The sequence below is a fragment of the Streptomyces sp. SBT349 genome, from assembly GCF_001083795.1.
Classification (GTDB): Bacteria; Actinomycetota; Actinomycetes; order Streptomycetales; family Streptomycetaceae; genus Streptomyces.
On record NZ_LAVK01000284.1, the window covers coordinates 1 to 10,173 of the forward strand.

9 protein-coding genes are annotated in these 10,173 nt (G+C 72.2%); 3 read left to right on the top strand and 6 right to left on the bottom strand.

The window, feature by feature from the left end; translation table 11 throughout:
• Position 1 precedes the first annotated feature (1 nt).
• Complete coding sequence (locus ADY01_RS27055) at positions 2 to 838, top strand: GH25 family lysozyme (protein WP_107081836.1); 837 nt, start codon at positions 2 to 4, stop codon at positions 836 to 838.
• A gap of 130 nt (positions 839 to 968) precedes the next feature.
• A complete protein-coding gene (locus tag ADY01_RS27060; RefSeq protein WP_049578765.1) occupies positions 969 to 1,607 on the top strand; it encodes a peptidoglycan recognition family protein in 639 nt (212 codons plus the stop codon).
• Between the two features lie 26 nt (positions 1,608 to 1,633).
• On the opposite strand, the gene ADY01_RS27065 is transcribed toward ADY01_RS27060, so the two are convergent.
• The 6 genes from ADY01_RS27065 to pcrA form a co-directional block, all read right to left on the bottom strand.
• Positions 1,634 to 2,410, bottom strand: a complete 777-nt coding sequence (locus ADY01_RS27065; protein WP_053171253.1) for an IclR family transcriptional regulator — start codon at positions 2,408 to 2,410, stop codon at positions 1,634 to 1,636.
• Positions 2,411 to 2,496: 86 nt separating this feature from the next.
• Positions 2,497 to 3,381, bottom strand: coding sequence for a fumarylacetoacetate hydrolase family protein (locus ADY01_RS27070; protein WP_049578754.1), 885 nt, complete (start codon positions 3,379 to 3,381; stop codon positions 2,497 to 2,499).
• Positions 3,378 to 4,496 (bottom strand): cupin domain-containing protein, encoded by a 1,119-nt coding sequence (locus ADY01_RS27075; protein ID WP_049578756.1) that lies wholly within the window; start codon positions 4,494 to 4,496, stop codon positions 3,378 to 3,380. Before ADY01_RS27075 ends, ADY01_RS27070 begins: the two co-directional genes overlap by 4 nt.
• Before the next feature lie 24 nt (positions 4,497 to 4,520).
• Entirely contained in the window at positions 4,521 to 5,792 is a 1,272-nt protein-coding gene (locus ADY01_RS27080; protein ID WP_063784371.1) for an FAD-dependent oxidoreductase, read from the bottom strand.
• Between the two features lie 180 nt (positions 5,793 to 5,972).
• A complete protein-coding gene (locus tag ADY01_RS39385; protein WP_063784372.1) occupies positions 5,973 to 6,662 on the bottom strand; it encodes a hypothetical protein in 690 nt (229 codons plus the stop codon).
• A 153-nt stretch (positions 6,663 to 6,815) separates the two neighbouring features.
• A complete protein-coding gene (pcrA, locus tag ADY01_RS27090) occupies positions 6,816 to 9,269 on the bottom strand; it encodes a DNA helicase PcrA (protein WP_049578760.1) in 2,454 nt (817 codons plus the stop codon).
• Positions 9,270 to 9,324: 55 nt separating this feature from the next.
• On the opposite strand from pcrA, the gene ADY01_RS27095 reads away from it, so the two are divergent.
• On the top strand, positions 9,325 to 9,951 hold the full coding sequence (locus ADY01_RS27095) for a DUF1707 SHOCT-like domain-containing protein (RefSeq protein WP_049578762.1): 627 nt from the start codon (positions 9,325 to 9,327) through the stop codon (positions 9,949 to 9,951).
• The last annotated feature ends 222 nt before the right edge of the window (positions 9,952 to 10,173 follow it).

Here is a 10,173-nt window from a genome sequence, read left to right on the forward strand (position 1 = left end):
GATCTGCTCCGGGGCGGAGGCGGCCTCGTCCCCGGCCGCCTCCGCCCCGGAGCAGATCTCCCCCCTGGGCGCACCCGACCCGGTGCCCAGCGAGATAGGCGACATCGAGGAGGGCGAGGCGTTCATGGGCGCCGGAACCCTCATCCACGAGGGCGCCGAGGCCGGCGGGGGCTTCATCGCCCCGCAGGACACCACCGGAGTGCAGGGCATCGACATCTCGCACTGGCAGGGGTCCATCAACTGGGGCTCGGTGCGCAACTTCGGCATCCAGTTCGCGTGGATGAAGGCGACCGAGGGCACCAACTTCAAGGACTCCTCGTTCAACACCAACTACCCGGCCGCCCATGGCGCGGGAGTCATCAGGGGCGCCTACCACTTCGCCCGGCCCGACGTCTCCAGCGGCGCCGTCCAGGCCAACTACTTCGCGTCCAACGGCGGCGCCTGGTCCCGTGACAACCTGACGCTGCCCGGCGTGCTCGACATCGAGGCCAACCCCTACGGCGCCTCCTGCTACGGCATGTCGACCACCGCCATGCGCAACTGGATCACCGACTTCTACAACACGTACAAGGCCCGCACCACGCGGGACATCGTGATCTACACCAGCCCCAGCTGGTGGAACTCCTGCACCGGCAGCTGGAACGGCATGGCCGCCAAGTCCCCGCTGTGGGTGGCCCACTGGACCACGGGCAGCCCGACCCTGCCGGGCGGCTTCGGTGTCTGGACGGCGTGGCAGTACACCTCGACCGGCTCGGTCTCCGGGGTCTCCGGGAACGTCGACCGGAACAAGTTCAACGGAACGCGCGACCGGCTGCTCGCCCTGGCCAACAACACCTGACGCAGCCGCCGCACCTCGTCACGCACGCACCGGTGGAGCCGACCGGTCACCGACCGGTCGGCTCCGTCCGTCCCCCCACGTCGCCATCCGAGGAGTCCCCGTGTCCCACGACCACTCGATCCGCCGCCGCATGCTCTTCGCCGGCGCGGCCGGGCTCGCCGCCGCGACCGCCGTCCCCCTCACCGCCCGCGCGGCCCAGGCGTCCCAGGGCGCCCGGGTCGCCCAGCCCGCGATCGACGGCACCGCCCAGTGGGGCGCCAGCCCGCCGGCCGGCACCATCTCCCTCGTGCAGCGCCGCCCGGCCGCGATCATCGTCCACCACACGGTGAGCTCCAACAGCACCGACTACTCCCGCGCCCAGGCGCACTCGCACGCCCGCTGGGTGCAGGCGCTCCACCAGGACGACAACGGCTGGGTCGACACCGGCTACAACTTCGTCGTGTCGCGCGGCGGTTACCTCACCGAGGGCCGCCACCGCAGCCTGGAGACGCTCCTCGGCGGCACCAACTTCGTGCTGGGCGCCCACACCTCGGGCGCCAACGACTTCGGCATCGGCATCTCCAACGAGGGCGCCTACCACGACGGCGCGGTGCCGCCGGCGGCCCAGTGGGCCTCGCTGGTGCAGATATGCGCCTTCGTGGCCTCCCAGTACGCGATCACGCCGACCGAGATCTACGGGCACATGGACTTCAACAACACACTCTGCCCCGGCATCATCCACGACATGCTGCCGCAGCTGCGCGACGAGGTCGCCGACGCGATCGGCTGACCCACCGTCCCCGGGCGCGGGGACGTTCAGCCCTGGAGGCGTTCCTGAAGGGCGTCGCGGGCGGCCAGCAGGTCGGTGGCCAGCTTGGCGGCGTCGGGGCGTGAGCCGAGGCGGAGGGCGGGGACGACGACGGCCATCGAGGCCAGCGGCGTCGCCGCCCGGTCGCGCAGCACGGCCGCCACGGCGCTGATGCCCCGCTCGCCCTCCTCGACGTTGACCGCGTACCCGGTGCGGCGGATCTCCTCCAGCTCCGCCTCCAGGGCCGGCCAGTCGGAGACGGAGAACTCGGTGCGGGTGGCGAGGTCCTGGTCGGTGAACCGGCGCGCCAGCTCGGCCGCCGGCATCGCCGCCATGATCGCCTTGCCCGCCGCGGTGCAGTGGGCGGGCATCACCACACCCGTGCGGTCCCCGACACGCACCGAACGCGGGGACTCCACGCAGTCGATGAAGCGGACGTTCCGCCCCTCCAGCAGCGAGAGGCTCACCGTCTCCTGGGTGCGGTCGCGCACCTCCTCCAGCACCGGCCGCGCGACCTGGCGGATGTCGACGCGGCCGATCGCGGCGAGCCCGATCTCGTTGAGCACGGGGCCGGGACGGTAGGCGCCGTTGGGCTTCTCCTGGAGCACGAATCCGCGCCGGCGCAGGGCGTTGAGCAGGCGGTGCGCCGTCGAGGGCGCCACGCCGAGCTCCACGGCCGCGTCCGAGACGCGCAGCGCCTGCCGCTCCCCGATCAGCTCCAGAAGGCGCAGGGCGTTGTCCACCGAGCTGGTGACGGCGGGGCCGGGGGCCGCTGTATTCGACATGGAGGAATCCTAGCGCAGCAGTTTTCTCCGTCGGGCCCCGGCGGTCAGGGCACCTGGGCCGGGCGGGGCCCGACGGAGCCCGGGCCTCAGCCTTGGCGGACGGCGAGGGCCAGTTCGCCGACGCGGCTGAGCGAGGCCCGGAGCCGGTCGCCCGGTGCGATCGCGCCGACGCCGGGGGGCGCCCCGGTGAAGATGAGGTCGCCGGGCAGCAGGGTCATCATCCGCGACGCGTACGAGACGATCGCGGGGACCGGGGTGAGCAGGTCGCGGGTGTTCACGTCCTGGCGCTTCTCGCCGTTGACGTCGAGCAGGATCGCGAAGTCCCCCGGGTCGCCGATCTCGTCGGCCGTGACGACGAACGGGCCCAGCGGGCTGAAGGTGTCGTAGGACTTGCGCCGCGAGCGGTCGGCGGCGCTGCGGACGGTGATGTCCAGGCCCAGCGTGTAGCCGAAGACGTGGTCGAGCGCGGTGGCCTCGGGGATGTCGGCGCCGCCCCGGCCGACGACGATGACCAGCTCCGACTCGTGGTGGATCTCCTGGCCGGCGGCCACGATCTCCTCGGGCAACACGATGTCGTCGGCGGGCCCGGAGAGCGAGGAGGGGGACTTGAGGAAGACGTCGAAGTTCATCATCCACGACTCGACGCCGCCGAGCGTCCGCTCCTGGACGCCGTGCATCTCGGCCACGTGGTCGGCGTAGTTGCAGGCGCAGGCCACGATCTTGCTCGGGTTGAGCGCGGGCGCCTTCAGCGCGACCGCGTCCAGCGGGAGGCGCGGGCCCGAGGCCGCGGCGGCGGCGATCCGCTCGCGCAGCAGCGGGTAGTCCCGGCACAGCGCCCGCCACCAGCCGGCGGTCAGCGCGTCGGGGTCGTGCGGCAGGCCGAGCGCGTCGGTGACGTCCACCACCCACCCGCCGTCCGCCGCCTGTTCCACCGCGCCGAGCCGGTGGTCGTCGAACAGCGCCAGCTTCATCGTGTCAGCCCTTCCGTGCCGAAGACGCCCGTGACCTCCTGCGGTCCGGGCAGCGTTTCCTCCCGGTAGATGCCCAGCGCCCGCAGCACCGGGGCGTCGCCCAGGCTGAACAGGTCGGCACCGGCCGCCGACGCGTGCTCGGCGGCCGACCAGGACGGCACGACGAACATGTCGCCCGCCTCCCAGGCGAAGCGGCGCCCGTCGATGACGCTGCTGCCCTCGCCGCGGAAGACGACGAAGACGGTGTTGCCGCTGCGGCGCACCGGCGCGGAGGAGCCGCCGGGCAGCACGCGGTGCATGCCGCAGGACAGGGTCGGCAGAACGCTGGCGCCCGAGTGCGGGTTGGTGAACTCGACGCTCACCAGCGGGGCGTCGCCGGCCGCGGCCAGGCGGGTCAGCCGCTCGTCGGTGGCCGCCCAGCGGTAGACCAGCAGCGGGGAGTGCGCCGGGTCGAGCGGCCGGGTGACGGCGCCGTCGGCCATGGTGGCGTCCGGGGTGCCCCCGCCGTCCGCGTACGCGGCCTCGGAACGGTTGTGGGCGCCGGTGATCGGCTGGTTCAGCTCGGGGTGCTGCTCGAAGAAGACGGCGTCCAGCGCCTCCACCATCGGCAGGTCGAGGCCGTCGAACCAGAACATGTTCCCGTCGCCGCCGTTGGCGTGGTCGTGCCAGGCGCCGCCGGGGGTCAGGACGAGGTCGCCGGGGTGCATGTCGCAGGCGTCGCCGTCGACCGTGGTCCACACGCCCTCGCCCTCGATCACGAACCGGATGGCGCCCGGCGAGTGCCGGTGCGCGGGCGCGGTCTCGCGGGGGCCGAGGCACTGGATGGCGCCCCACAGCGTGCCCGCGGCGTAAGGGCGCCCGCCCAGGCCCGGGTTGGTCAGCGACAGCACGCGCCGCTCGCCGCCGCGCTCCACCGGGACGAGGCGGATGGCGCGTTCGGCCAGGGGGCGCATCGCGGAGGAACGCCACAGCCACGGCACGGCCCTGGGGCGCGGCGTGGGGGTGAGCAGCTGCTCGGTGATGGTCCACAGCGGGCGCAGCTGGGCCGCGTCGATGTCCTCGTACAGGGAACGCAGCTCCTGGTCCTCGACCGCGGGTTCGTCGACGGTGGACATGCGGGCCTCCTGGTCGGTGCGGGTTCAGTGGACGGGGGCGGGCGCCTGGGGCGCGGTCTGGCCCGGCGGCAGGCCGACGCCGAAGCGGCGGACGCTCTCCAGCAGGGAGGCGCGCCGCATGTAGGCGCGGGCGCGGTCCCGGTCGGCAGCGATGGCGCGCATCTCGGCGTGCGCGGCGCGGCGGCGCTCCTCGTCCGTCTCGCGCAGGCGCTGCGTGTTGCGCTGGGTGTCGGCCTGCACGTACTCGACCGCGACGCGGTGCCTGACGTCGGCGAACGCGGCGAGCTCGGCCTCGGCCACGGCCGGCGAGGTCCCCGAGGCGATGCGGGCGATGCGCCGGGAGAGGTCGACGGCGTCGTGGATGCCGCTGTTGAGGCCCACGCCGCCCATCGGGCTGTTGATGTGGGCCGCGTCGCCGATGAGCGCGATGTCGCCGACGCGGAACCGCTCGGCGACGCGCTGGTGCACGCGGTAGAGCTGCCGGTCGATGATCGGGTATCCGGCGGCCCAGGGCGCGACGCCCTGGAGCTGGCGCTGGAGCCTGGCCACCTCGGTGGCCTCCTCCTCGCTCTGCCCGGCCGGCACCGGCCAGACGGCGCGCCACGACTCGGGGGTGCGCAGCAGGAACAGCCACTCGTGCGGGTCGGCGATGTAGTTGACCTCGGCGATGCCGGGCAGCGCCTCGGCGAGGTCCACGCTGGTGCTCGCGATGAGGAAGCGCTCCGGGTACGTGTAGCCGTGGAAGTCCACGCCCAGCGACCGGCGCACGGTGCTGCCCGGGCCGTCCGCGCCGATCACATACGCGCCGTGCAGCACGCGGGTGCCGTCCGGGGTCCGCGCCGTCACCGAGGCGCCGCCGCCCGGCTCCTGCTCGACCGCGGTGACGCGGGTGCCGAAGAGCAGCTCGACCTCGGGCAGCGCGCGCAGGCGCTCGTGCAGCATGCGCACCAGGTGCTGCTGGTTGAGCTGGAGCCGGTAGGGATACGGCGTCTCGTCCGCGAGGAGCGTGAAGTCGAAGGCGGCGACCAGCCCTTCGCGCCGGTCACGGAAGTGGTACACGGGGACCACCAGGCCCTCGGCGTGCATCCGGTCCCCCAAGCCGAGCTCGGCCAGCAGTTCGAGCGTCGCCGCGTGGAAGGTCGAGGCGCGCCAGTCGGTCTTGGGCTCGTCCTCCGCCTCGATCAGCACGACCGGCACACCGAGGCGGGCGAGGGAGGCCGCCGCGACCATGCCGACCGGGCCGCCTCCCACGACGACGACCGGCTTGTTCGAGAGTCCACGCTCATGTCCTGGCATGCCGACAACATCTCACACGTTCCGCAGAAGTGAAAGAAGTGTCTGACTATTTCCGCTATGAAGAAATAAGCGGGCATCGGCGGGCCGGGGCGAGCACCCGGTGCCCGGTTCCGGGCATGAGAAAAGGCCCGCCGCCCCCAGCCTCGGCTGGGTGACGACGGGCCTTCGCCCGGACGTGCGTTACGGCCTGCGCCGCGCGACCGCCTGGGTGACGCCGATGGCGGCGGCTGGCGCCAACGCCAGGAAGACGTAATTGATCGCCTCGTTCGTCTCCTGCCAGAGGTCCCACAGGTTGCCGAACTCGACGGTGAGGATCTTGAACGCGCTCCAGTCGGTGCCCGAGTACTCGGCGAGGATCATCGCCGTGCCGTAGAGCTCACCGAAGATCGCGGCCACCAGCGCGAGCACCGCGCCGAGGGCGTAGACACCCCAGTTGTTCTTGGCGAGGAACGCCGGACCGGCGCCGACCGCGGCACCGATGGCGATCGCCACGTAGCTGATCTGCCGGACCTCGCCGGTGTCCTCGTCGAACATCGCGTCGTAGATGAACGCGTAGAGGAAGGCCATCACCAACGCGGCGCCCACGGCCGCGAGGATGGCGAGCATCACGTTCTGCTGCGGGCCACCGTGCGGCGGAGGCGGCGGGAAGCCGCCACCGGGGGCGCCCCACGGCTGCGGCTGGCCCGGGGGCTGCGGCTGCGGCTGCGCCGGCGGGTAGCCGTAGCCCTGCTGCGGCGGCTGACCGTACGGCTGCTGCGGAGGCTGCGGCTGCTGCCCGTAAGGGTTGGGCTGGGGCTGGCCGTAACCGCCCGGCTGTTGCGGCTGCTGTCCGTATCCGCCGTCCGGCTGTTGCTGCCAGGGCTGGCTCATGTGTTCCCCCTGGGAATCTCAAGATGGTACGTACTCCGGGGACAGAAGGAACAGGAGTACGAACATTGCCGCACGAAGCTAATCCCCCCTGGGGGGAGAATCACAAGCCCTCTCCCCGGTCTGTGACATAGCGGGAACACTACAGGCCAATCATCACAGCTTCTCAACAGGGGCATAACGCAGCAGCAGGCGCTTGGGCTTCTCGCCGCCGAAGTCGATCGTCGCCTCCGCCCGGTCCCCGGCGCCCGAGACGCCGACGACCGTCCCCATGCCGAAGCTGTCGTGCGTGACACGGTCCCCCGGTTCCAGGGCGACCACCGGGCGGTCCTTCATGCGGCCCGTGGCGAACGCGCCCGCGCCGCGCCTGCCGCGCTGGGAGGACGGCGGGGCCAGCACGGAGGAGGCCGCGGTGGGTGACGGCGACGGGGCCACGGCCCCGGTGCGGCGCCAGTCCACGTGCTCCTCCGGGATCTCGTCCAGGAAGCGCGAGGGCGGGTTGTGCTGCGGCTGCCCCCACGCGCTGCGCAGCACGGAACGGGTCAGGTAGAGCCGCCGCCTGGCCCGCGTGATGCCCACATACGCCAGCCGCCGCTCCTCCTCCAGCTCCTTCGTCTTGCCGAGCGAGCGCATGTGCGGGAAGACGCCGTCCTCCATGCCGCTCAGGAACACCACGGGAAATTCGAGCCCCTTGGCCGTGTGCAGGGTCATCAGCGTGATGACGCCGTCACCCTCGTCGTCCGGGATCTCGTCCGAGTCCGCGACCAGCGCCACCTTCTCCAGGAAGTCCGCCAGCGTGCCCGGGTCCTCCTCGCCGCGCTCCTGCTCGAACTCCAGGGCCACGGCGGCGAGTTCCTGGAGGTTCTCCACCCGGGTCTCGTCCTGCGGGTCCGTCGACGCCTGGAGCTCGGCCAGGTACCCGGTCTGCTCCAGCACCGCCTCCAGCACGGTCGCCGGGCCGGCGCCCGACTCCACCACGGTCCGCAGCTCTTCGAGCAGCACGTTGAACCGCCTGACCGCGTTGGCCGAGCGCGCCGCCATCCCGTAAGCCTCGTCCACGCGCCGCAACGCCTGGGCGAACGAGATCCGTTCGCGCAGGGCCAGCGCCTCGATCATCGCCTCGGCGCGGTCGCCGATGCCGCGCTTGGGAACGTTGAGGATGCGGCGCAGCGGCACGGTGTCCTCGGGGTTGGCCAGCACCCGCAGGTAGGCCAGCACGTCACGGACCTCGCGGCGCTCGTAGAAGCGGACGCCGCCGACCACCTTGTACGGCAGCCCGACGCGGATGAACACCTCCTCGAACACGCGGGACTGCGCGTTGGTCCGGTAGAACACGGCGACCTCGCCGGCGCGGGCGTCCCCCGCGTCCGAGAGGCGGTCGATCTCGTCGGCGACGAACTGCGCCTCGTCGTGCTCGGTGTCGGCGACATAGCCCGTGATCCGGGCCCCGGCGCCCTCGCTGGTCCACAGGTTCTTCGGGCGGCGGTCCTCGTTGCGCGCGATGACGGCGTTGGCGGCGGAGAGGATCGTCTGCGTGGAACGGTAGTTCCGCTCCAGCAGCAGCGTGCGCGCGTCGGGATAGTCCTGCTCGAACTGGAGGATGTTGCGGATGGTCGCGCCGCGGAAGGCGTAGATCGACTGGTCCGCGTCGCCCACCACGCACAGCTCGGCCGGGCCGATCGCCTCGGGCGCCCCCGACGCCTCGCCCACCAGCAGCCTGATCAGCGTGTACTGCGCGATGTTGGTGTCCTGGTACTCGTCCACCAGCACGTGCCGGAACCGCCGCCGGTAGTGCTCGGCCACGTCGGGGAACGCGTCGAGCAGGTGGACGGTGGTCATGATGATGTCGTCGAAGTCCAGCGCGTTGGCCTCGCGCAGCCGCGCCTGGTACATGCCGTACGCCTCGGCGAGGGTCTTCTCGAACGGCTCCGACGCCCGCGCCGCGAAGTCCTCGGCGTCGATCAGCTCGTTCTTCAGGTTGGAGATCTTGGCGCTGAACGACTTGGGCGGATACCGCTTGGGGTCCAGGTCGAGATCACGGCAGACCAGCGCCATCAGCCGCTTGGAGTCGGCGGCGTCGTAGATCGAGAAGCTGGAGGTGAACCCGAGCAGCTTGCTCTCGCGGCGCAGGATCCGCACGCACGCGCTGTGGAAGGTCATGACCCACATCGCGTTCGCCCGGGGCCCGACCAGTTCGGAGACCCTCTCCTTCATCTCGCCCGCGGCCTTGTTGGTGAAGGTGATCGCGAGGATCTGCCCCGGGTTCACCGAACGGGCGGCCAGCAGGTACGCGATGCGGTGGGTGAGCACCCTCGTCTTGCCCGAGCCCGCCCCGGCCACGATGAGCAGCGGGCCGCCACTGTGTGTGACCGCCTCGCGCTGCTCCTCGTTCAGCCCGTCGAGCAACGCGGCCGGGTCGGTGAGGGGCTTGCGCGCGCCGTTGCGGTAGAAGGCGTCCTCGTCGGCCGCCTTGGGCTCGGCGAAGGTCCCCTCGAAGAGGCCGTCCGGCGCCCGCTCGGGAGGGTCGTACGGCTCGTAGGCGCCGTCGGGCTCGTGCGGCGGCTCGGAACCGAGGTCCGCCAGGGCGTTGTCATCGAAAAGGCCGCTCATCGATCCCGAGTTTAGGCCCGCTCGCTCCCCAGGTGCCTCGGCTATCGTGATTCGCATGACATCGGAGCCCCGGCCGCGGGCGGAGTTGCGCGTTTCGCACGAGGAGAGGGATGCGATAGCCGAGCGTCTGCGCGAGGCCGCGGGCGACGGGCGGATCGACCTCGACGAGTTGGACGAGCGCCTCGAACGCGCCCTCACCGCCAAGACGTACGGTGATCTCGAACCGCTGGTCGCCGACCTGCCACCCGACCCCCGCGCCCTCGCGCCCGCACCCCCGCCGCGCGACGCGGGCCCGCCGGAGGAGGTGCGCGGCGGCCTCCCCGGGAACGAGCGCACCGGCCGCTGGCGGGTCCCCGCGAGGCTGATCGCCCGCGGCGGCCTCGGCGGCGTCAAGATCGACTACACCCTCGCGGACTGCCCGTGGTCGGAGACCGAGATCGAGGTCCACGGCGAGATGGGCGGCGTGACGATCATCGTCCCGATCGGCTGGCGGGTGGACAGCACCGGGGCCGACCCGGGGATCGGCGGCCTGAAGAACAAGACCGGGGACGAGCACGCCCCCGGCACGCCCCTCCTGCGGGTCACGGGCAGCGGCGGCCTGTCGGGCGTCACGGTCCGCCACCCCAATCGCTGGGAACGCCGCAAACTGAGGGCCTCCGGCCAGGACGACGACGTCCGCTGATCCCCGCCTCGGGGGGTGGCTGGGGCGGTTTCCGATGCTTTAGGCAGCCCCGTTGGGGCGAGCCTCTAAGATCGGGGGCCCGATCGGGGAAAACGCGGTGGGGCCCAGGGGCCCGATCCGCTGGCCAGCGTAAGGGCCCCCGATCTCTCGCCCCAACGCGGCTCCTGCCCAAAGCCTCTCCAACCGCGTGGGGGGTCCGCATACCTGGGGCCGGTGGGGGTT

What these genes read in the sequence shown, in the direction of transcription:
- ADY01_RS27060 (WP_049578765.1), top strand. Translation starts at nt 969, where the DNA reads ATGCTCTTCGCCGGCGCGGCCGGGCTCGCCGCCGCGACCGCCGTCCCC.
- ADY01_RS27065 (WP_053171253.1), bottom strand. Translation starts at nt 2,410, where the DNA reads ATGTCGAATACAGCGGCCCCCGGCCCCGCCGTCACCAGCTCGGTGGAC.
- ADY01_RS27070 (WP_049578754.1), bottom strand. Translation starts at nt 3,381, where the DNA reads ATGAAGCTGGCGCTGTTCGACGACCACCGGCTCGGCGCGGTGGAACAG.
- ADY01_RS27075 (WP_049578756.1), bottom strand. Translation starts at nt 4,496, where the DNA reads ATGTCCACCGTCGACGAACCCGCGGTCGAGGACCAGGAGCTGCGTTCC.
- ADY01_RS27080 (WP_063784371.1), bottom strand. Translation starts at nt 5,792, where the DNA reads ATGCCAGGACATGAGCGTGGACTCTCGAACAAGCCGGTCGTCGTCGTG.
- ADY01_RS39385 (WP_063784372.1), bottom strand. Translation starts at nt 6,662, where the DNA reads ATGAGCCAGCCCTGGCAGCAACAGCCGGACGGCGGATACGGACAGCAG.
- pcrA (WP_049578760.1), bottom strand. Translation starts at nt 9,269, where the DNA reads ATGAGCGGCCTTTTCGATGACAACGCCCTGGCGGACCTCGGTTCCGAG.
- ADY01_RS27095 (WP_049578762.1), top strand. Translation starts at nt 9,325, where the DNA reads ATGACATCGGAGCCCCGGCCGCGGGCGGAGTTGCGCGTTTCGCACGAG.